Genomic DNA, 22112 nt, shown 5'->3' with positions numbered 1-22112 from the left:
GATGGAGCTTCGGTCGGCTCGTGGCTGATGCATCGGCGTTTCATGACGGCGGCGTGCCATGAGGCCGGACGGCGCGCCCGGCAGGGCCGCTCCCGCGGTCCGGCCGCAGGAGGCATGACCATGAGGCGTTTCGGAGACGAATTTCACGGCATCCGCCGCCGCTCTCTCCTGGGCCTTGCCGCCGGCGGTCTGCTGCTGCCGGCCTTTCCCCTCGCGGCGGCGGTGCCGGCCTTCCGCATCACCATGGTTCTTGGCCGGGGCGAGAGCGACAACGAATACGGCTTCAAGGACTATCTGGACCGCCATGGGCTGAAGGTCGATTATACCATCCGCGACACCGGCGGCGATCCCGCCCGCCTGCCGGCCATCGTGGAGGAGATCAAGGACACCCGCCCCGATCTGGTCTACAGCTTCGGCACGCCCCAGACCCGTGGCATCGTCGGTCCCTTCGACGATGCCGATCCGCGCCGCCACGTCACCGATATTCCGGTGGTCTTCACTTTCGTCGCCGCACCGGTGGACGCGAAGATCGTGCCCGACCTCGGCCGGCCGGGGCGCAACGTCACCGGCACCATCCACATCGCACCCATCGCAGTGCAGTTGAGCACCATTCTTGCCTATCGCCCGATCAGGCGGCTGGGCATCGTCTACAACCCGCAGGAACGCAATTCCGTCCTCACCATCGAGGGGCTGCGCGCGGAGATGGCGTTGCGCGGGTTGGACCTGGTGGAGGAACCGGTGCCGCTGAACGACCGTGGCGAGCCGGTCGCTGCCGCCGTTCCCGATGCGCTGGCCCGGGTGGCGGGCCGCGGGGCGGAGGTGCTGTATATCGGCCCCGACACCTTCATCGCCTTTCACAACCGCTCTGTCGTCGCGGCCGAAGCGCTGCGCCTGCGGCTGCCGACCTTCTCGGCGACCGAACTGATCGTGCGCACCGACAAGGCGATGCTGGCGCTGGCCAACAGCGCCTACGGCATCGGCCACTTCACCGCCTTCAAGGCGGCGCAGATTCTTGATCGACCAGACCGACCCGGCGGACATCCCGGTGGAAACGCTGAAGCGCTTCTCCGTCATCATCAACATGGCCACCGCGCGGGCTCTCGACTGTTACCCACCCATCGGCCTGCTGAACTTCGCCGAAATCATCGAGTCATGAGCGTCCCACCTCCCGCAGCCCCGCCATATGACGCCATTTCCCTGGATGGCGGTGCGGCGCGCGGTGGCTGCCGTCCGCCTGCTGGACCCGGAGGACTGGGACCTGCTCGCCCACATCTTTCGCAAGACGGCCTTGGTCGCCTATGACGCGCTGGGCCTGCCGATGGCGGAGAGGCGCGATAAGTGCGGTTCCTGCTGCGCTGCGAAGGCATCGTCGGCACTCCGCCGACATGCTATAACCGGAGGCCTGGAAGGATATGGCGGGAGCCGGGTATGCACATTGCCGAGCGAACGGAAAATGGCGTCATTGTGTTGCACCCGGTCGGACGTATCGATAGCGGCAGCACAGGCGAATTTGAACGCGTTCTGATGTCCGTTATCGGCGATGAGGGCACGCGGATTGTTGTCGATATGGCCCAGCTTGCCTACATCAGTTCGGCCGGGCTTCGCTCCCTGCTGGTCGCCGCCAAGGCGGCCCGGGCGAAGCGCGGCTCGATCGTCCTGTCCGCGATGGCGCCGAATATCCGCGAGATGTTCGATGTCAGCGGATTTTCGTCCCTGTTCCAGATCCATGCCGATGCGGCTGCGGCCGTTGCGGCAGTGGGTGGGTGAGGGGCGCGCGCAGACTTCCGCCGGCCGCGGCCGGCTTTTCGATAAGGCGGTTCCCAAAAGGAGCCGGGTGCATGATGGGAAGTGCCAATCGCCCCAACATCCTGGTCGTCGAGGATTCGCCGGCCGTGCGGCTGTCCGTCGCCGGATATCTCGAGGGGCGCGGTTTCGACGTTACGGAAGCGGAGAACGGGCGGGCGGCGATCCGCGCCCTCGACCGCCGCAGTTTCGACCTGATCGTCACCGACGTGCTGATGCCGGAGGTGGACGGGATCGAACTGATCAAGGCTGCCCGCAGCACCCAGCCGGACGTGAAGATCCTCGCCATGTCCGGCGGTGCGCCCAACATGCCGGCCGGCTATCTGCTGAAGATGACCCGCATGTTCAATGCGGATGAGATCATATACAAACCTTTCCTCAACGAGGAGTTGGGGGCCGCGGTTGCCCGTCTGCTCGACCAGTCGCTGCCAAATTAAGCAGATTGAAGTCTTTGCCCAATAAAAGGGCGCAAAAGAAAACGGCTTCGGTGCATGAAGCGCCGAAGCCGTAAGTGATGCGTGGAACCAACCGTGCTCCCCTCCGCAAGCCCCGTGCCAGAACTCTCCCTTTTCCCTGTGATCGGCCACTGAATTTCCGGAACGCCGTTTGACCGCCCCTGTTGTTCGGGACAGACGGGCGTGGCGACGCCATGCGTGACGCCGCCCCGCCCATTCAAGAATCCTGAAAAGAGGGAGCCGACCACGATGGCGCAGTACGAGAATCGGTGGCGTGGCGAGGGCCGCGACTGGCGCGACGAGGACCGTGAACCCAACCGGCACCGCGATTGGGGCGAGGGGCCGAGCCGCACCGGCATCTATGGTCAGGACCGGAGCCGTGAACAGGAAGGGGACTGGAACCGCGCCCAGGGCGGGGAAGACAGCCGACAGCGCGAGAGCATGTATCGCACCCAGGCCCACCGCCATCAGGACGAGCAGGGCCGTGACTACCGCGACGCCGGCTATGGCGGACGTGTCGGCAACGAATCGGGCGGTTACGGCCGCGATTCCCATTACGAAGACAACCGCCGCGACAATTCCCGCGAGATGGAGCGGGTCTATGATCGCAACTTCGGCGGCGGGCGCGACATGAGCCGCGGCGGCTATGAGGCCGGCTATGGCGGCCGGTCGGGCTCCGGCGGCTATGGCGGTTATGCCGGGGCCGGCAACGCCGGAACCGAAGGCAACTACACCAGCCGTGATGTCGGCAGCGCCGATTACCGCGACCGCGATTATGGCGTCCGCCCCTATGGCGAGCGGAATTACGGCGGCCGCAGCTCCGAAAGCAGCGACCAGCGCTACCGCGATTATGGATCCCGCCCTTACGGTCCCCAATCCAGCGGTTATGGCGGCGGTTACGACTCCGGCCGGGACCGTGGCGATTGGAACCGCGGCGACTGGAGCCGGCGCGATCTCGGCGGCAGTTCCGCCACCAGCTATGGCGCAGGCTATGAGCGCGACAATTACCGCAGTCGCTCCCGGGGCGAACAGCGCGGCTTCTGGGAACAGGCCGGCGACGAGATCGCCTCCTGGTTCGGCGATGACGACGCGGAACGCCGCCGGCACGAGGACCAAGCGCGTGCCTCCCAGCATCGCGGCCGTGGCCCGCGGGGCTACAGCCGGTCCGACGAGCGTGTGCGCGAGGATGTCAGCGACCGGCTGACCGACGATGCCTACATCGACGCCTCCGACATCGAGGTGGCGGTCAGTGGCGGCGAGGTGACGCTGACCGGCATGGTCCCCGACCGCAACACCAAGCGCCGGGCAGAAGATGTTGCCGAGTTCGTCTCCGGCGTGTCGCATGTGCAGAACAACCTGCGCGTCCGTGTTCAGGCCGGAAGCCAGGGTGGTTCCAACTGGGGCAGTTCGACCGGCGCCGGCGCCTCGGCGATGGCGAATGCCGGTGGCACCGGCTCAACCCCCGGCGGCACCTCGTCGTCGATGGGCGGGACGACAGGCGGCCTCCAGGGTTCCGACACCACCAGCGCCGGCACTGCTGCCGGCGTCGGCGCCGGAACCAGCGGCGGCCCGGCCGGCGCATCGGCGGGCACCGGTTCGATGGCAGGCTCGACCACCGGCGTGACCGGCTCGACCGGCATCGGCCGCACCCCCACCACGCGGAGCTGACGCCTCCCGTCACCGCTTTGGATTGAATGGGCGCGAAGCCCGGCCTCCCAGGTAATTCCCCCCTGGGCAGGTCGGGCTTCGCGCTTTTTTACGGTCTCGGGGCCGTCAATCCGCCCGATCCGGTCATGGAAAGGAAACAGTTCCACCACATGACGCCGAATTCATTTTTATTGGAAACAGGTTCCTTGACACTCTAAGGATCTCGACTATCGTCAGTTTTTGAAACCCGTGAGTTCCATTCATGCCTCTTGATGCGGAAGAGATACCCGACTGGCGCGCTCGGCGGCGCGAGGTGATCCTCAATGCCGCGGCGGAGCTTTTCGCCGGCCGCGATTATGCCTCGGTCCAGGTGGAAGAGGTGGCGAAACGGGCGGGCGTGGGCAAGGCCACGCTCTATCGCTACTTCCCCTCCAAGGAAGAGCTTTATCTGGAATCGCTGGAACGCGCGCTTGGCGGGCTGGAGCACAAGCTGAACGCCGAACTGGCGCCGCAGCAGGTGCCGGCGTCGGTCCGGCTGTCCGCCATGGTCTCGGCCCTGGTCGACACCTTGAGCGAGCAGTTGCAGACGCTGAAGCTGCTGGGCGGCGACCAGTCCGATCTGGCCGACCGCACCCGGCGCATCCTGCGCCGCCGCAGCCAGCGCACCGCCACCGCGTTGCAGCAGGTGCTGGCCGACGGCATGGCGTCCGGCGAGTTCCGCAAGATCGACCTGGAGGTCGTGCCGCTGCTGATCATCGGCATGGTCCGCGGCGGCATCATGCAGCTGGGCGAACGCCCGCGTGAGGCGCTGGAGCGCTCCGTCATCGATATCCTGATGTCCGGCATCACCAATCTGCCCCCCTTTATCTAAGCCTGTGCCGGCCCCTGGCTCCGGCGTTTGGAGTCCCATCGGATGAGACGGTTTTTCCTGGTCCTGCTGCTGGCCGCTGTGATCGGCGGCGGCGGGTACTATTGGTATGCGACCCACAATGCCGGGGCGGATGGCAGGACGGCTGCGGACGGCCAGAAGCCGCAAGCCAAGGGGGCGGCTCCGGCCGGTGCCGGCCGGGCGGTTCCCGTGGTGACGCAGACGGTGGCGGCTCAGGCGGTGCCCGAACAGATCGTCACCATCGGCAGCGTCCAGCCCATCGCCGCCATCGCCATCAAGGCCCGCGTCGACAGCGCGGTAGAAACCGTCAACTTCACCGAAGGGCAGGAGGTGAAGACCGGCGATACGCTCTTCACCCTGGACAGCCGGTCGCTCGACGCCCAGCTGCGTCAGGCCCAGGCCAATCTGGAGCGCGACCGCGCCAATCTGGAAAAGGCCAAGGGCGACGTGAAGCGCTATGCGGAGCTGGTGCGGACCAGCGCCATCTCCCGCACCACCTATGACGCCGCGGTCGCCACCGCCGACGCGCTGGAGGGGACGGTCAAGGCCGACCTCGCGGCGATCGAGGCGGCGAAGGTCTCGCTCAGCTTCACCCAAATCGCCGCCCCGATGGACGGCCGCACCGGCACCGTCGCCGCCAAGGTCGGCACCATGGTCCGCGCCGCCGACACCAACCCGCTGGTCACCCTGACACAGCTGCGCCCGATCAACGTCTCCTTCAACGTCCCGGAAAAGCATCTGCCGGCGATCCGCGCCGCGATGGCCAGCGGCTCGCTTCCCGTGACCGCCACCATCGCCGGCGGCCATGGCCAAAATCCGGGGGGCGATAAGGCGGAAGGCAAGCTGTCCTTCGTCGACAGCCAGGTCGACCAGCAAACCGGCACCATCCTGGTGAAGGGCGAGTTTCCGAACGCCGACACCCGCCTGTGGCCCGGCCAGTTCGTCGACACCGTCCTGACGCTGCGCGTTGAGCAGAACGCCCTGACCGTCGCCGACCTTGCCGTCCAGACCGGGCAGAAGGGCCGCTTCGTCTATGTCGTCAAGGCCGACGAAACGGTCGAGGTCCGCCCGGTCACCGTCGAGCGCAGCCATGGCGGCCTCAGCGTCGTCGCCTCCGGCCTGAAGGCGGGCGAGCGGGTGGTGGTCGATGGCCAGTCGCGCCTGTTCCCCGGCGCGAAGATCACCGAGAAGGCCGGCGGCAAGCCCGCCGCCCCAGCCGGCTCTCCTGGCGGCGGCGAGACCGCCGAGGGCGGACGCCAGCAGGGTTCCGCCACCCAGGACGCCGCCCGCAGCACGGCAACCAACGGGGCGGCCAGCGGCCAGTCCGCCGAGGGCAAGAGCACCGGGGGTGCCACGTGAACCTCTCCGAACTCTGCATCCGCCGTCCGGTGATGACCATTCTCCTGACGGCGGCCCTGGTTCTCAGCGGTCTGGCGGCCTACCGCCAGCTGCCCACCGCGGCGCTGCCGCGGGTCGATTTCCCGGTGGTCAGCGTCACCGCCACCCTGCCGGGCGCCTCGCCGGAGACCATGGCGGCGTCGGTCGCCAGCCCGCTGGAGCGCGAGTTCTCGACAATCGCCGGCATCGACACCATCACGTCGAACAGCACGCTCGGCAACACCAGCATCACCATCCAGTTCGTGCTGGAACGCGACATCGACGCGGCGGCGGCAGACGTGCAGGCGGCCATCGCCCGCACCCAGCGCCGACTGCCGGCGGAGATGACGACCCCGCCCAGCTACCGCAAGGTCAACCCGGCCGACCAGCCGATCCTGTTCCTGTCGCTGAACTCGCCGACCCTGCCGCTGGCGCAGCTGAACGACATCGCCGAAACGCTGATCCAGCCCAAGGTCGCCACCCTGCCGGGCGTCGCCCAGGTGCAGATCTACGGCTCGCAGAAATACGCGGTGCGGGTGCAGGTCAACCCCAACGCCCTGGCCCTGCGCGGCATCGGCATCGACGAGTTGCAGAAGGCGCTGGCCGCCGCCAACGCCAACACGCCGGTCGGCACCCTGACCGGCCAGCAGCAGCAGCTGGTCATCGCCGCCAACCCGCAGCTTCCCGACGCCGCCGCCTTCCGCCAGCTGATCGTCGCCTACCGGAACAGCGCGCCCGTCCGCCTGGGCGACGTGGCGCAGGTGCTGGACAGCGTCGAGAACGACCGCACCGCCAGCTGGCTGAACGGCACCCGCAGCATCATGCTGGCGGTCCAGCGCCAGCCCGACGCCAACACCGTCGACGTGGTCGACCGCGTGCGCGAACTGGTGCCGGTCTTCCAGACCCAGCTTCCCGCCGCCGCCGCCATCCAGGTGGTCAACGACCGCTCCGAATCGATCCGTCAGGCGGTGGAGGACGTGCAGTTCACGCTGGGCCTGACCATCGTGCTGGTCGTCATGGTGATCTTCCTGTTCCTGCGCCGGCTGTCGGCGACGCTGATCCCGGCGCTGGCCGTGCCGATCTCGCTGATCGCGACGGCCGGCGGCATGCATCTGCTGGGCTTCTCAGTCGACAACATCTCGCTGATGGCGCTGACGCTGGCGGTCGGCCTCGTGGTCGACGACGCCATCGTCATGATGGAGAACATCGTCCGCTACGTCGAAGAGGGAATGAAGCCGTTCGAGGCCGCCATCAAGGGCTCGCGCGAGATCGGCTTCACCATCCTGTCGATCACCCTGTCGCTGGTCGCGGTCTTCATCCCGATCCTGCTGATGGGCGGCGTGGTCGGGCGGCTGTTCCACGAGTTCGCCCTGGTCGTCACCATGTCCATCGGCGCCTCGGCCTTCGTGTCGCTGACGCTGACGCCGATGATGTGCTCGCGCTTCCTCACCCATGCCCATGACCAGAAGGAGGGCTGGTTCGGCCGCATGCTGGAGGGCGGCTTCTCCGCGGTGCTGAACGGCTATGCCCGCACGCTGCGCTGGACCCTGCGCCACCGCCCGCTGATGGGGCTGGTGATGATCGGCACCGTCATCGGCACGGCGCTGCTCTACCAGGCGATCCCGAAGGGCTTCTTCCCGACCGAGGACATCGGCCAGATCCAGGTGACGACCGAGGCGCGGGCTGACATTGCCTTCCCGTCGATGGCGGAGCGGCAGCAGCAGGTCGCCGCCATCATCAAGGCCAATCCGGCGGTTGTCGACGTCATCTCCTCCGTCGGCGTCGGCGGCAGCACTGGCAACCAGGGCCGCATGTTCATCACCCTGAAACCGCGTGACGAGCGTCCGTCGGCGACCGAGGTGATCCAGCAGATTCGTCGGCAGGTCAACGGCATCCCCGGCATGGCGGTCTACATGCAGCCGGTGCAGAACCTGCGCATCGGCGGCCGCGCGTCGAAGAGCCTCTACCAGTACACAATCCAGGGCCTCGACCTCGACGAGTTGTACCAGTGGTCGGGCCGTCTGGAACAGACGCTGCGCGGCATCCCCATCCTGCAGGACGTGACCAGCGACCTTCAGCTCAACAACCCGCAGGCCTACGTCCACATCGACCGCGAGAAGGCGGCGACGCTGGGCCTCGGCGTCGATCAGGTGCGCTCGACCCTGTACAGCGCCTTCGGCCAGCGGCAGGTCTCGACCATCTATACCCCCAGCAACGACTATCAGGTGCTGATCGAACTGGAGCCGAAATACCAGGGCGACGACAGTTCGCTGTCGCGCATCTATGTCCGCTCCACCACCACCAGCAAGCTGGTTCCGCTCGACGCCTTCGCGCGGGTGGAGCGCACCGCCGGCCCGCTGGCAGTGGCGCACCAGGGACAGCTTCCGGCCGTCACCCTGTCCTTCAACCTGGCGCCCGGCGCCTCGCTGGGGCAGGCGGTCGACCTGATCCGCGCGTCGGAGCGGGAGATGGGGCTGCCGCCCACCATCACCACCGGCTTCGCCGGCACCGCCCAGGTGTTCCAGGATGCCCAGGCCGGTCAGGCGCTGCTGCTCTCCGCGGCGGTGCTGGTGATCTACATCGTGCTGGGCGTGCTGTACGAGAGCTTCATCCACCCGCTGACCATCCTGTCCGGCCTGCCGTCGGCGGCCATCGGCGCGCTGGCCACGCTGATGCTGTTCGATGTCGAACTCAGCGTCATCGCCATCATCGGCATCCTGATGCTGATCGGCATCGTTAAGAAGAACGCGATCATGATGATCGACTTCGCGGTGGATGCCCGGCGCAACGGCATGTCGGCGCGCGACGCCATCGAGCAGGCCTGCCTGCTGCGCTTCCGCCCGATCATCATGACGACGATGGCGGCGATCATGGGCACCCTGCCCATCGCCATCGCCCATGGCGCGGCAGCGGAACTACGCCAGCCGCTGGGGCTCGCCGTCGTCGGCGGGCTGTGCGTGTCGCAGGTTCTGACGCTCTACATCACGCCGTCGCTCTACCTCTACATGGAGGATTTCGGTCACTTCATGAGCAACCTGTTCCGCGGCCGCAAGGCGGACATTCCCCATGGCCCGATGCCGGCGGGCGGCGACGACTGAGGGGCGCGTGGATTTCCCTCTCCCGCCTTGGGAGAGGGGCGTTCACACCGCGATCTGGGTGACCATCGGCGTGTTGACCCCGGCATCGGCGCGGCGGTAGGCGTCGATGGCTTCGGACCAGGGTTCGATGGTCAGGCCGCTGCCCATGGCCTCCTGATGGATGCTCTGGGCGACATAGCCGGCGTTGGGAAGAGCGTTCAGCGGAACCGGGCCGCCATTGACCGGGCTGGATTCCTCCGCCGCACCGCCGATGGCAAACCCACCGGACGAACCGGCAGCCTTCCGCGCCCGTGTCGCCGTCGACTCTCCGTCGGCGCGGCCGCTGCCCTGCAGGGCGTCGCCGGTCGCCTCGGTGCCCTCTTTGCCGCGCTTGCGTTCCTCATCACCAGAGACGCGCCGGATCGGCTGGACCGCCGCAGCATCGCTCGCCAGCATCTGACGCAGCTTCGCAAGGCCCGAACTGGGCATCGCGCTGGTCGGTGCGGGAAGGGCGGCCAATCCGGACAAGGGGCGGTTACCTCACGGGAGCAGGAAACGCGGGGTGAGCGGAATGCAGGGCGGCATAGTATCGCTCATCGGACGATCTTGCACAAACCTGTCGCCACCCGAAACAGGCTAGTGCGGCAAAGGTTCCGAAATACTTAAAATGTCCCATAAATGTTGCGTGGTTGTGATGCGGTGATGCAGACGAAGGCTCGGCAGGATGGGCCGTGGCTGTTACAGTGGGACGTTCGATTGTGGACACGCGTAACGATGGATGGCGCGCCGACCTTGCCAGCCCGGATCCCCGACCTCCCGACGAACCATTCACCTGCGGTTGATTTGCCCGGACAGGAACCCGTTGCCGGCGACGATCTTGCGGTGCTTGCGCTGGACCAGATGGACCAGGGCGTGATGCTGGTCGATCCCGACCTCCGGGTTCGCGTGATCAACCCCCGGCTCTACGAGATGTTCGACGTGCCGACGGGCTATATGCCGGGCGACGACTATGCCCGCATGGTCCATTACCTCGCCCGCCGCGGCGAGTATGGACCGGGCGACCCCGATGTCCTCGCGGCCGGTCATCTTGAACGGACGCGCCGGGCCGATCCGCCGCTCTATGAGCATCGCCGCCCCGACGGCCGCGTGCTGGAGGTGCGGACCCGCCGGACCTCCGCCGGCGGATTCGTCCGCACCTATTCCGACGTGACCGAGCGCCGCCGGGCGGAGGATGACCTTGCGACGCAGCGCCACATGCTGCGTCTGACGCTGGAGAATATGGGGCAGGGCATCGTCCTGCTGGACCGCGACCTGCACTACATTGCCTGGAACCGCCATGCGCTGGACATCCTCGGCGTGTCGGAGGAGGTGATGTGCGGCAAGCCGGCGCTGTCCGACATCGTGCGCCATCAGATCGCTTCGGGTCTGGTCGCCATGCCGGTGGGAGCCCCCGATTTCGGCCACGATCTGGACGCCAAGACCCGCTATCTGATGGACCGTCTGGGGCGGCCTGAGCAGGAGTTCGTCTATGCCCGCCCCCAGGGTGACGGCCGCTTCATCGAGGTGCGGGTGGTGCCGTTGCCGGACGGCGGGCAGGTGCGGACCTTCACCGACATCACCGACCGCGTCATCGCCGATGAGGCGCTGCGCCAGAGCCGCGAAATCCTGACCGGGGTGATTGACGCCATCCCGGCGCTGATCGACGTGAAGGATCGCGACGGCACGGTCCGGCTGACCAACCGTTTCTACCGCGAGACCTACGGTCCCGCCGCCGCCCCGCCTCCCGGCCCTGCGAGCGAGCGTGCAACGGCGCTCGACCGGCTGGTGGTGGACAGCAGCCAGGGCGTTCCTTTCCACGAGGACCGCGCCCCCGACGGCGACGGCGCGATGCGCGATTGGCTGACCACCAAGATGCCGCTGACCGACGAGGGGGGCGAGGTCACCCACATCGTCACGGTGGCGCTGGACATCACCGCGCGCAAGCGGGCGGAGGCCGAACTGCGCGATGCCCAGGCCAGCCTGATCCAGGCGGAGAAGCTGTCTTCGCTGGCCCAACTGGTCGCCGGCGTCGCGCATGAGGTGAACACGCCCATCGGCGTCACCCTGACCGCCATTTCCCATCTGGGCGAGGAGGTCGGCCGCATCCGCGCCCTGTTCGAGGAGAACCGCATCCGCCGCAGCGATTTCCAGGATTTCCTGGACGTCGCCTGGGAATCGACGCGGATGATCCTGTCGAACGTCGAGCGCGCCACCGGCCTGATCCAGAGCTTCAAGCAGGTCGCCTCCGACCAGGCGAGCGGCGAGCGCCGCCCCTTCGACCTCGCCGCCTATGTCGACGAGGTGCTGCTGAGCCTGAGGCCCCGCCTGCGCCGGACCCGCGTGACGGTCGACCTCGACATTCCCGCCGGCCTGATCGTCGACGGCTATCCCGGCTCCTTCGCGCAGGTGCTGTCGAACCTGATCATCAATGCCCTGGTCCATGCCTATGACGAGGGCGAGACCGGCCGCATCCTGCTCACCGCCCGCGAACAGCCGTCCGGCTGGATCGAGATGCATTATGCCGACGACGGCAAGGGCATCCCCGCCGAGAACCGCCCCCGCATTTTCGAGCCCTTCTTCACCACCAAGCGCGGCATGGGCGCCAGCGGGCTGGGCCTCAGCATCTGCGCCAACATCATGACCGGCACGATGCGCGGCAGCATCTCGCTGGAGGATGACGGCGGGACGGGAACGCGGTTCGTGCTGCGTTTTCCGGTGCGGTTCGACGGTTAGCCCGTTCTCTGATTTTGCGGACGGCCGCTGTTGAGGAAATTCAGGCAGCGACGTGCTTCCTATGCCGGTCGGATGCTTGGAAGAACTGAAGCGCGACGTTCGCGAGGTTGAAATTCATTAAAGAACAATGATCTGATTTCAGTCTTTGGATGTAGATGCAGGGCATGGCCGGGTGGAAAATTACCTGCATCGAAAAACAAAAAATTCAAAGCATGAATGAAAATGTATCCAGAGTATGTTTTCATGAGAATTATATAAATAAAATTGGTGACCTCCCTTATTGAAACGCACCTGATTCCATAAATATTAATAAGATGTGATTGATTGATTTTCTAGAGAGGAAAAATCTTGCCGGCGAGAGGGAAAGCTCGTTTCCATCTGAGGGTATGGATCTCCGTGATTGCGATTGCCTTCGTTTTTTCGGCGTCATCTTTGTGTATTATCACCTTCGACAATGTCAGGGATTACCGGAATCTTGATCAGAAGATGGCTGAGAGCAACGTCCTCATGACGTCGAAGGCGTATAGTGAGTATGTGCTCAGGATCATCCAGAAAATCGATCAGACATCTCAGATAATATTAAGCGAATATAGAGAGGGGCATGCTCCTCTGGATTCGATCGTAAAGAGCGCATCTTCCATCATTATGCCAGAATATCTATTTCAGGTTTCGGTAGTGAACAAAAACGGGTTCCTGATATTTTCAAACTTGAGTAAAGTTACCGAGCCGATTGACTTGTCTGACAGAGAGCATTTTCGGATCCATCTGGAGGACAAGCGCGACTTTCTGTACATTAGCAAGCCGGTTCTCGGGCGTGTGTCCCGTAAATGGTCGATCCAATTCACCCGCAAGATCATCAACAAACAAGGGGAATTCGATGGGGTGATCGTTCTGTCCGTCGATCCTTCCTATCTCGCGAATTTTTCAAACAGCGTCCTGCTCGGAGAAAGAGACGCGATCGGCTTGTCGCGGTACGACGGAGCGATCCTGTCCAGGGTGGTTGGGGGAATCTACCAGGAGCAATATTTCGGCACCGTGATCGGTTCGCGCCCTTACATGAGCGCACTTGCTCCCGACGCCGGCGTGTACGAGGCAGAAAGTCCCGTCGACGGGGTTCAGCGCTTCGTAGGCTACCAGAAGCTTCGCGACTATGGATTGGTCGCCGTCGCACTTTTCGATAAGGAAGCGGCATTCGCCCGGTCGGATCAAGCGCTGTCGACCGCCTATCTGATCGTCGGCGCCGGGACGTTCCTGTTGGCGCTGGCGTCCCTGGCGTCCGCCTTGGCGATACGCGCGGTCCTGCATGAATATGTAATCGAGCAGACGATGAACGCCGAATTGCGGACTGCCCATGATGAATTGGCGGTTGCGCACGCGTGCCTGAAAATGAGGGAAGAGGAACTGGTTGTCCTGTCTGAAACCGATCCGCTTTGCCGAATCGCCAATCGACGCCGTTTCATGACCGTAGCCGATGCCGAATTGATCCGGCATCGGCGTTACAGGAGAATTTTCAGCCTGCTGATTCTTGATGTCGATCACTTCAAGGCAATCAACGACACGCATGGCCATGGTGTCGGCGATGCGGTGCTCGTGGCCCTTGCCAATACAATCAAGACGCGTCTGCGCGAGACGGACACATTCGCCCGGATCGGTGGCGAGGAGTTTGCCGTCTTTCTTCCCGAAACCGATGTGAACGGGGCTCTCTCCCTGGCCGAAGACATGCGGCAGGCGGTATCGAGGACATGCATCGATGCAGGGGAGGGGCGGACGGTCTCGTTAACGGTCAGCATTGGAATCGCCTGCTCACACAGAGACTCGGCTTCGGTGAGCGATATCTTGAACAATGCCGACCATGCGCTTTACGCCGCAAAGCGCGGTGGTCGCAATCGCTCCATGGTTGAGGGAAACCACACGCTTCCGGTTTGACTGTCCGGCAGCCTCACCCCGCGATCAGTTCCCGGATCCGCGCCGCCAGCACATCCATGGCGAAGGGCTTGGTCAGCACCGACATGCCGGGTTCGAGCTGGCCGTTGTTCAGCAGCGCGTTCTCGGCGAAGCCGGTGATGAACAGCGTCTTCAGCTTCGGGCGGCCGACGCGGGCGAGATCGATCATCTGGCGGCCGTTCATGCCGCCGGGCAGGCCGACATCGGTCACCACCAGATCGATGCGCGCGCCCGATTGCAGAACCCGCAGGCCGGCTGCACCGTCCGCCGCCTCGATTGCCGCATAACCCAGGTCGCTCAACAGGTCCATCACCATCAGGCGCAGGCTCGGCTCGTCGTCCACCACCAGAACGGTCTCGCCCTGCCGTGCCGGCAGGGTCGTGGCCGGCTCCTCGCGCATCTCCTCCTCTTCCGCTTCGCCGCGGTGGCGGGGCAGATACAGGCACACCATGGTGCCCTCGCCGACCTCCGAATAGATCTTCACATGCCCGCCCGACTGCTTGGCGAAACCATAGATCATCGACAGACCCAGCCCGGTCCCCTGGCCGATGGGCTTGGTGGTGAAGAAGGGGTCGAAGGCCTTCTCGATCACGTCCGGCGTCATGCCGGTACCGTTGTCCGACACGCAGAGCGAGACATACTGGCCGGGCTGCATGTCCTGCTGCCGCGCCCCTTCATGGTCGATCCAGCGGTTGCCGGTCTCGATGGTGATCCGGCCGCCCTTCGGCATGGCGTCGCGCGCGTTGATGCAGAGGTTCAGCAGCGAGTTTTCCAATTGGGAGGGATCGACCATCGTCGCCCACAGCCCGGACATGCCGACCATCTCCACCTGGATGCCCGGTCCCACCGTGCGCTGGACGAGATCCAGCATGCCGCCGACCAGCCGGTTCATGTTGACCGCCTTCGGTGCCAGGGTCTGCTGGCGGGAGAAGGCGAGCAGCCGGTGGGTCAGCGCCGCCGCACGCCGCACCGCGCCCTGGGCGGCGATGATGAACTTGTCCAGCTCGTTTACGCGGCCCTGATCGACGCGGGCGGCAATGCGTTCCAGGGCGCCCGAGATGCCGGCCAGCAAGTTGTTGAAGTCGTGCGCCAACCCGCCGGTCAGCTGTCCGACCGCTTCCATCTTCTGCGACTGGCGCAGCTGCTCCTCGGCGCGCATCAGTTCGGCGGTGCGTTCGGCGACGCGCTGTTCCAGCGTTTCGTTCAGCGCGCGCAGCGCCGCCGTCGCCCTGTCGCGCTCGGCCTCAACCGCGCGGCGCTCCTCGACGTCCAGCAGCACGCCGGGGAAACTCAATGGCGTGCCGTCGGGCCCGTGCTCGACCCGTCCGTTCGCCTCGATCCAGTAATAGTTCCCGTCCGACCGCTTGACCCGATACTGATGGGCATAGGCGCCGCCGCGGGCGATGACCTCCTGGATGGCAGCGAGCAGCCCCGGCTTGTCGTCCGGGTGGACGCTGGTGACCACCTGCTCCAGGCTGAGCCCGTCGCGGCCCAGCGAGGGGTCGAGACCGAAGGATTCGGCGAACGGCTTGTCCACTGTGAAACGATTGGCGGGCAGGTCCCAATTCCAGGTGCCGATGATGGCGCCGGCCGCCAGTGCCAGCTGGACGCGCTGCACATTCTCCCGCGCCAGCGCCTCGCTGACGCGCAACGCCTCTTCCGCGTGGCGCCGCGCGGTGATGTTGCGGAACAGGACGGAGACCTGGCGCAGGCTGGCCGGTTCCAGCCTTGCCGCCGACACCTCGATGTAACGATCCACCAGTGCAAAATGGCGCTCGAATCGGATGGGCTCGCCGGTGCGCAGGACATTGCCGTACAGCTCGATCCAGCCATCCGCCTCGGCCGGCGCCAGATCGCGCACCGCCATGCCGACGATGTTGCGGATGCCGGTCTGGCGTTCGTACCCGTCGTTGGCCTCGATGTGGATGTAATCGGTGAGGTTGCCGTCGGCATCCTCGCTGAACTCGATGATGCAGAACCCGTCGTCCAGAGCGTTGAACAGAGCGCGATACCGGTCCTCGCTCCGGTCCGACAGCTCAGACGTCAACCGATGTTCCGCCACTCGACTCTCCCTCGTCCCGCCGGACCCACAAGCTCCGGCGCCCTGTTCTATCGGCCGGCAGGCGCTCGAGAGCAATTCGACGTAATAAATATGCGAAAAGGATAATCCCCCGGCAGACTATGGGTTGGGACAGATGCCCCATGCAATGGCGCAGTCTCCGGGAAAAAACTGCTCAGGGATATGCAACCGCAGAGGCATTGGGCGGCCGCTCCGACCGTTCCATTTCCCGAAGCGGAAGGGCAGCCGAAGCTGCCCTTTTTTCAAGACTGGAAGTTCGCGTTTTTACTCACCTGTCCCATCGGCGGTGGAGGATGCGGGCACATTCTCCCGTCCTCTGCAATGCCCTCACGCCGCGCGGATACCGGCCAGGAAGCGTTCGACCTCGATCTTCATCTGTTCGGATTGCCGCGACAGTTGGCCCGCGGCCCCCAGCACCTGGGTCGCCGCACTGCCGGTCTGGGTGGCGCCCTGGCTGACCTCGGCGATGTTCGCCGTCACCACCTCGGTTCCCCGCGCCGCCTCCTGGACGTTGCGGGCGATCTCGCCGGTCGCGGCCCCCTGTTCCTCGATGGCCGACGCGATGGAGGTGGCGATATCGTTGATCGTGGTGATGGTGCCGCCGATCCCGGTGATGGCGTTTGCGGCTTCGCCGGTCGCCTGCTGCATCGCCTGGATCTGGCCGGCAATCTCTTCCGTCGCCTTGGCGGTCTGGGTGGCGAGATTCTTTACTTCGCTGGCCACCACGGCGAAGCCCTTGCCGGCCTCGCCGGCACGGGCCGCCTCGATGGTGGCGTTCAGTGCCAGAAGGTTGGTCTGGCTGGCGATGTCGGTGATCAGCTTCACCACGTCGCCGATGCGCTGGGCCGCCTCGACCAGCCCCTGGACCTGCCGGTTGGTCGCGTCCGCCTCGCTGACCGCCTGGGCAGCGATGGTGGTGGAGCGCGAGACCTGCGCGCTGATTTCCGAGATCGACGCCGTCAGTTCGTCGGTCGCCGACGCCACCGTCTGCACGTTGACCGAGGCCTGCTCCGCGGCGGCGGCCGTGCTGGCGGCCTGGCTGTTGGTCTGTTCGGCGGTGTGAGACATGCTCTGTGCAGTGGCGTCCAGTTCAGTGGCGGCGGCGCTCACGGTGCGCAGGATGCCCGACATGCTGCTGTCGAAGCCGGCGACCAGCCGTTCCACCGCGGCGGTGCGCCGCTCCTTGTCCAGCCGTTCCGCCTCCTCGGCCGCCGCCATGCGGGCACGGTCAAGCGCGTTCTGGCGGAAGACCTCGACAGCGCGGGCCATGCCGCCGATCTCGTCGTCACGGTCCTTGCCGGCCACCTCGACCGACAGGTCGCCATCCGCGAGGCGGGACATCGTCCCGGTGATGCCGGTGATCGGCTTGACGATGCCGGAGCGCGACACGGCGACGCTGACCACGACCGCCAGGCCGATGCCGCCGATGCCGACGACAAGCATCAGGGTGATCATGTGGGTGCTGAAGGCGTCGAGTTCGTCGTTCGCCTGCTGGATGCTGTCGATGTTCCGCTGTGCCGCCGCCTCCAGGGACTTGCCCAGCGCGGTGCGGCTGGCCCGGCTTTCCGGTGTGTCGCCGTGCTTCTGCGCCGCCTCCGGAGAGACTTCGACGCCGAGCCGGGCGACCTCGTTGCGGATGGCGACGAACTCGTTGGCGCTGGCCACCATCTTCTGGAAGTCGGCCTTGCGGTCGGGCGTCAGCAGACGTTCCCACTCCGCCATCCGCTTGCCGATCGATTCAGTCGACTCCCTGATCCCCTTGCTGAACAGCTGGGCGTCGTCCTTCGACTTGACGGCATAGAGGCCGCGGCTGTCCATCACCGTCTTGTAGATCAGGCTGCTGACCTGTTCGGCGAGCAGCGCCCGCTGCGAGCGGATCTGGATGTCATCGACCCTGCCGCCGAAGGTCTGGATCGCGAGGAAGCCGATGGTGCCGATTACGGACGCGATCAACGCCATCAAGATGACGATGGCGGAGATTTTGCGGCTGATGCTGATGCGGGTTAGCAGGGTGCCCATGGGCCGGCTCGTTTTTGGCGGGAGGAATATTCCCCTCACCATACTGTAGTATGCCTTTGAGCTTATCGAGCCAAGTTGCAGCGAATTCGGTCGGAAATCGCCTTGCAGCAGCGAATTCCGTCCGGGAATTTCAGAAGTATTTAATGGCTATGCCGCATTTCGTCACTTCAACCCGAAACCCGTGACGTTTCTGAAATGGGGTTGCGACGCTACTCGCATTTCCAACATTAGCAGATACTGCGGCTTTCGCTATGAGACTTTGGTCGTGGCTGACGGGTTGGTAGGTAAAGCATTGTGCGGAGAAGCCCAATCGCTTGGGCTTCTCCAAACTTCATTTGTTTGCCTGCACCGCCTCAGGACTGCCTCACTCTGCCGCCAGCGGCTGCGGGGCGGCGACCGGGGCGCGGAAGTCGGCCAGCAGCTTGGCCTCCTTCGCCTTCGCCGCCGTGACGTTGCGGGCCTTCACCGGGCCGTAGCCACGCATCTCCATCGGCACCCTGGCGATCTCCACCGCCAGATCCAGCTTCTCGCGGGTCAGGCCGTTCAGCAGCTCGCCCACCACCGCCTCATAGTCGGCGATCAGCTGGCGTTCCTGGCGCCGCTCGGCGGTGCGGCCGAACGGGTCGAGCCGGGTGCCGCGCAGACGCTTGCCCTTGGCCAGCAGGCGCAGGACCGGCAGCATCCACGGACCGAAGCTCTTCTTCTTCGGTTCGCCGCCGTCCTCTCCGGTCTCGCCCATCGCCGGCGGGGCCATGTGGAAGGTCAGTTTCCAGTCGCCTTCGAACATGCGCTGGACATTCTCGACGAAGCCGCTGTCGGTGTAGAGCCGCGCCACCTCATACTCGTCCTTGTAGGCCATCAGCTTGAAGTGGGCGCGTGCGACCGCCTCCGTCAGCGCGGTGGAGCCGGGCACCTTCTGCTGCTCGGTCCGGCGGGTCCAATCGACCAGCGCGTGGTAGCGGGCGGCATAGGCGGCGTCCTGGTAATCGACCAGGAAGCGGTGGCGGCGCTCGATCACCTCGTCCAGGCTGCCGGACTGGCGGCGCTGATCGAGCAGCAGCGACTGCACGGCCTGCGCCACCTCCTGAGGCTTCGCAGCGGCTTCCACCGACGCCAGATCGACGGCGGCGCGGCGGCCCCATTGGAAGGCGTCGAGGTTCAGCTTCACCGCCACGCCGTTCAGCTCGATGGCTTTGATGATCAACTCCTCGCTCAGCGGGATCAGACCCTTCTGCCAAGCATAGCCCATCAGGAACGGGTTGGCGTAGAGGCTGTCGCCCAGCAACGCCGTGGCGAGCTTGGTCGCGTCGAAGGCATCGACATTGGCTTCGCCGCCGCAGGCCTTGCGGATGTCGCCGACCAGATCGCGGACCGGGATCACCATGTCCGGTTTCTTGATGAAGTCGGCGGTGATGCTGTCATGGGTGTTGATGACGGCGCGGGTGCGTCCGGCGGTCATCTTCGACAGGCCGTCGCCTGCCGCCGCGACGATCAGGTCGCAGCCCAGCACCGCGTCGGCCCCGCCGGCGGCGATGCGGACGGAGTGGATGTCCTCCGGCGTGTTGGCGATGCGGATGTGGCTGGTGACCGCACCGCCCTTCTGCGCCAGCCCGGTCATGTCGAGCACGCCGACGCCCTTGCCCTCGATATGCGCGGCCATACCCAGAAGCGCGCCGATGGTGACGACGCCGGTGCCGCCGACCCCGGTGACATACAGGCTCCAGGTCTTGTCGAAGGCCGGGACGGCGGGGGCGGGCAGGGCTGTGGCGTCGGCCGACTTCGCTGCGGCCGGCTTCGGCTTGCGCAAGGACCCGCCTTCCACCGTCACGAAGCTGGGGCAGAAGCCCTTGGTGCAGGAGTAATCCTTGTTGCAGCTCGACTGGTCGATCTGGCGCTTGCGGCCGAACTCGGTCTCCTGCGGGATCACCGACACGCAGGACGACTTGGCGGAGCAGTCGCCGCAGCCTTCGCAGACCAGCTCGTTGATCACCACGCGCTTGGCCGGGTCGACCATCTTGCCGCGCTTGCGGCGGCGGCGCTTCTCGGTGGCGCAGGTCTGGTCATAGATCAGGATGCTGACGCCAGGGACCTCGCGCATCTCCTTCTGCACGCGGTCGAGATCGTCGCGATGCTCGACGGTGGTGAATTGCGGCAGGCCGTTGCCGATGCCGTACTTCTCCGGCTCGTCGCTGACGACGGTGATGCGCTGCACGCCTTCCGCCCGCAGGACGTTGGCGATTGACTGCACCGTCAGCGTGCCGTCGAAGGGCTGGCCGCCGGTCATGGCGACCGCGTCGTTGAACAGAATCTTGTAGGTGATGTTCACCTTGGCGGCGATGGCCTGCCGGATCGCCAGGATGCCGGAATGGAAATAGGTACCGTCGCCGAGATTGGCGAAGATGTGCTTCTCGTCGGTGAAAGCGGCCTGGCCGACCCACGGCACGCCCTCGCCGCCCATCTGGGTGAAGGTGTCGGTCGAGCGGTCGAGCCACGTTGCCATGTAATGGCAGCCGATGCCGCCCAGCGCCCGGCTGCCCTCCGGCACGACGGTGGAGGTGTTGTGCGGGCAGCCGGAGCAGAAGGTCGGCTTGCGCACCACGCGCGCCACATGGGCCTTCTGCTTCTCCTGCGCGTCGAGGAAGGCGATGCGGCGGGCGAGGTTCTCGTTCTCGATGAAGCGCTGCAGGCGGCGGCCGATCACCACGGCGATCTGCGCCGGCGTCAGCTCGCCGGCGCTCGGCAGGATCCATTCGCCCTGCTCGTCGAACTTGCCGACCACCTTGGGGCGGACGTCGGGGTTCCAGTTGTAGAGCTGTTCCTTCAACTGGTTCTCGATGACCGCACGCTTCTCCTCGACCACGACGATCTCTTCCAGACCCTCGGCGAAGTGGCGGACGCCGTCGCGCTCCAGCGGCCAGGGCATGCCGACCTTGTAGACGGTGATGCCCCAGTCGGCCGCCATCTCCTCGGTGATGCCAAGCTCGTCGAAGGCCTGACGGACATCGAGATAGCTCTTGCCGGTGGTGACGATGCCGAAGCGCGGACGCGGGCTCTCCATCACCACCCGGTCCAGCTTGTTGGCACGCGCGAACGCCAGGGCGGCGTACAGCTTGTGCTTCATCAGCCGGTATTCCTGCTCCAGCGGCGGGTCGGGCCAGCGGATGTTCAGGCCGCCCGGCGGCATCGGGAAGTCGGCAGGGACGATGGGGGAGACGCGGTGCGGGTCGATGTAGACCGACGCCGAGGTGTCCACCGTCTCGGCGATGGTCTTCATCGCGATCCAGCAACCGGAATAGCGGCTCATCTGCCAGCCGATCAGGCCGTAATCCAGGATCTCCTGCACCCCCGACGGGTTCAGCACCGGGATCATCGAGTGCATGTAGGCGTGTTCGGACTGGTGCGGGAAGGTGGAGGACTTGCAGTTGTGGTCGTCGCCGGTCAGCACCAGCACGCCGCCGTGGCGGGAGGTGCCGGCGGCGTTGGCATGCTTGAACACGTCGCCCGACCGGTCGACGCCGGGGCCCTTGCCGTACCACATGGCGAAGACGCCGTCATACTTGGCGCCCTTGAACATGCCGACCTGCTGGCTGCCCCAGACCGCGGTGGCGCCCAGCTCCTCGTTCACGCCGGGCTGGAACTGGATGTGGTTCTTTTCCAGGAATTTGCGGGCGTTCCACAGATTCTGGTCGAAGCCGCCCAGCGGCGAGCCGCGATAGCCGGAAATGAAGCAGCCGGTGTTCAGCCCGGCGGCAAGGTCGCGCTGGCGCTGCATCATCGGCAGGCGCACCAGCGCCTGGGTGCCGGTGAGGTAAACACGCCCCTGTTCGAGCGCGTACTTGTCTTCGAGAGACACTGTTGCGAGCGCCATTCTTCATTTCCTCCCATCGGTCGGCAGCCTGGCAAACTCCTGGACGGAGTGCTGGGGAACCGATTTGTTCGCTGGGCAAAAAGGTAATGAAGGCTGTCTTATATCGCAACGGCTGCGGCCGGCCGTCCTGCAAAAAGCAAGGAACGGCGCGGCAACCGCCGGTCTTCCGTAACGGAGCGTA

At 65.5% G+C, this 22112-nt stretch carries 13 protein-coding genes; 9 read left to right on the top strand and 4 right to left on the bottom strand.

The window, feature by feature from the left end; translation table 11 throughout:
- Positions 1 to 120: 120 nt before the first annotated feature.
- The 7 genes from ACWPN3_RS18090 to ACWPN3_RS18060 all read left to right on the top strand — a co-directional run bounded on the left by ACWPN3_RS18090 (position 121) and on the right by ACWPN3_RS18060 (position 9269).
- On the top strand, positions 121 to 1302 hold the full coding sequence (locus tag ACWPN3_RS18090) for an ABC transporter substrate-binding protein (RefSeq protein WP_492261652.1): 1182 nt from the start codon (positions 121 to 123) through the stop codon (positions 1300 to 1302).
- A 126-nt stretch (positions 1303 to 1428) separates the two neighbouring features.
- Positions 1429 to 1767, top strand: coding sequence for an STAS domain-containing protein (locus ACWPN3_RS18085; RefSeq protein WP_492240704.1), 339 nt, complete (start codon positions 1429 to 1431; stop codon positions 1765 to 1767).
- A 71-nt stretch (positions 1768 to 1838) separates the two neighbouring features.
- On the top strand, positions 1839 to 2240 hold the full coding sequence (locus tag ACWPN3_RS18080; protein WP_098739611.1) for a response regulator: 402 nt from the start codon (positions 1839 to 1841) through the stop codon (positions 2238 to 2240).
- 267 nt (positions 2241 to 2507) lie between these two features.
- Positions 2508 to 3926 carry a BON domain-containing protein gene (locus ACWPN3_RS18075; RefSeq protein WP_492261651.1) on the top strand — a complete coding sequence of 473 codons (1419 nt, stop codon included), beginning with the start codon at positions 2508 to 2510 and terminating at the stop codon, positions 3924 to 3926.
- A 241-nt stretch (positions 3927 to 4167) separates the two neighbouring features.
- On the top strand, positions 4168 to 4776 hold the full coding sequence (locus ACWPN3_RS18070) for a TetR/AcrR family transcriptional regulator (protein ID WP_098739613.1): 609 nt from the start codon (positions 4168 to 4170) through the stop codon (positions 4774 to 4776).
- Positions 4777 to 4818: 42 nt separating this feature from the next.
- A complete protein-coding gene (locus ACWPN3_RS18065; protein ID WP_492261650.1) occupies positions 4819 to 6153 on the top strand; it encodes an efflux RND transporter periplasmic adaptor subunit in 1335 nt (444 codons plus the stop codon).
- On the top strand, positions 6150 to 9269 hold the full coding sequence (locus ACWPN3_RS18060; protein ID WP_492240699.1) for an efflux RND transporter permease subunit: 3120 nt from the start codon (positions 6150 to 6152) through the stop codon (positions 9267 to 9269). Before ACWPN3_RS18065 ends, ACWPN3_RS18060 begins: the two co-directional genes overlap by 4 nt.
- 42 nt (positions 9270 to 9311) lie before the next feature.
- Here the strand turns inward: ACWPN3_RS18060 and ACWPN3_RS18055 are convergent, their stop codons facing one another.
- On the bottom strand, positions 9312 to 9737 hold the full coding sequence (locus tag ACWPN3_RS18055; RefSeq protein WP_492240698.1) for a hypothetical protein: 426 nt from the start codon (positions 9735 to 9737) through the stop codon (positions 9312 to 9314).
- 393 nt (positions 9738 to 10130) lie between these two features.
- On the opposite strand from ACWPN3_RS18055, the gene ACWPN3_RS18050 reads away from it, so the two are divergent.
- Entirely contained in the window at positions 10131 to 12020 is a 1890-nt protein-coding gene (locus ACWPN3_RS18050; protein ID WP_492240697.1) for a PAS-domain containing protein, read from the top strand.
- Between the two features lie 396 nt (positions 12021 to 12416).
- On the top strand, positions 12417 to 13946 hold the full coding sequence (locus ACWPN3_RS18045) for a sensor domain-containing diguanylate cyclase (RefSeq protein ID WP_492240696.1): 1530 nt from the start codon (positions 12417 to 12419) through the stop codon (positions 13944 to 13946).
- 13 nt (positions 13947 to 13959) lie between these two features.
- Here the strand turns inward: ACWPN3_RS18045 and ACWPN3_RS18040 are convergent, their stop codons facing one another.
- From ACWPN3_RS18040 to ACWPN3_RS18030, 3 genes are all read right to left on the bottom strand, one after another.
- Positions 13960 to 16011, bottom strand: a complete 2052-nt coding sequence (locus ACWPN3_RS18040; protein WP_492240695.1) for an ATP-binding protein — start codon at positions 16009 to 16011, stop codon at positions 13960 to 13962.
- Between the two features lie 360 nt (positions 16012 to 16371).
- Positions 16372 to 18063 carry a methyl-accepting chemotaxis protein gene (locus tag ACWPN3_RS18035; protein ID WP_492240693.1) on the bottom strand — a complete coding sequence of 564 codons (1692 nt, stop codon included), beginning with the start codon at positions 18061 to 18063 and terminating at the stop codon, positions 16372 to 16374.
- Between the two features lie 364 nt (positions 18064 to 18427).
- Positions 18428 to 21931, bottom strand: a complete 3504-nt coding sequence (locus ACWPN3_RS18030) for an indolepyruvate ferredoxin oxidoreductase family protein (protein ID WP_492261649.1) — start codon at positions 21929 to 21931, stop codon at positions 18428 to 18430.
- Positions 21932 to 22112: the final 181 nt, after the last annotated feature.

This window comes from Azospirillum sp. UENF 111221, from assembly GCF_058780625.1.
This window is presented reverse-complemented; position numbering and strand designations above follow the sequence as displayed.

Bases quoted from the DNA above. Each gene is read 5' to 3' on its own strand.
- ACWPN3_RS18090 (WP_492261652.1), top strand. From the start codon at position 121: ATGAGGCGTTTCGGAGACGAATTTCACGGCATCCGCCGCCGCTCTCTC.
- ACWPN3_RS18085 (WP_492240704.1), top strand. From the start codon at position 1,429: ATGCACATTGCCGAGCGAACGGAAAATGGCGTCATTGTGTTGCACCCG.
- ACWPN3_RS18080 (WP_098739611.1), top strand. From the start codon at position 1,839: ATGATGGGAAGTGCCAATCGCCCCAACATCCTGGTCGTCGAGGATTCG.
- ACWPN3_RS18075 (WP_492261651.1), top strand. From the start codon at position 2,508: ATGGCGCAGTACGAGAATCGGTGGCGTGGCGAGGGCCGCGACTGGCGC.
- ACWPN3_RS18070 (WP_098739613.1), top strand. From the start codon at position 4,168: ATGCCTCTTGATGCGGAAGAGATACCCGACTGGCGCGCTCGGCGGCGC.
- ACWPN3_RS18065 (WP_492261650.1), top strand. From the start codon at position 4,819: ATGAGACGGTTTTTCCTGGTCCTGCTGCTGGCCGCTGTGATCGGCGGC.
- ACWPN3_RS18055 (WP_492240698.1), bottom strand. From the start codon at position 9,737: ATGCCCAGTTCGGGCCTTGCGAAGCTGCGTCAGATGCTGGCGAGCGAT.
- ACWPN3_RS18035 (WP_492240693.1), bottom strand. From the start codon at position 18,063: ATGGGCACCCTGCTAACCCGCATCAGCATCAGCCGCAAAATCTCCGCC.
- ACWPN3_RS18030 (WP_492261649.1), bottom strand. From the start codon at position 21,931: ATGGCGCTCGCAACAGTGTCTCTCGAAGACAAGTACGCGCTCGAACAG.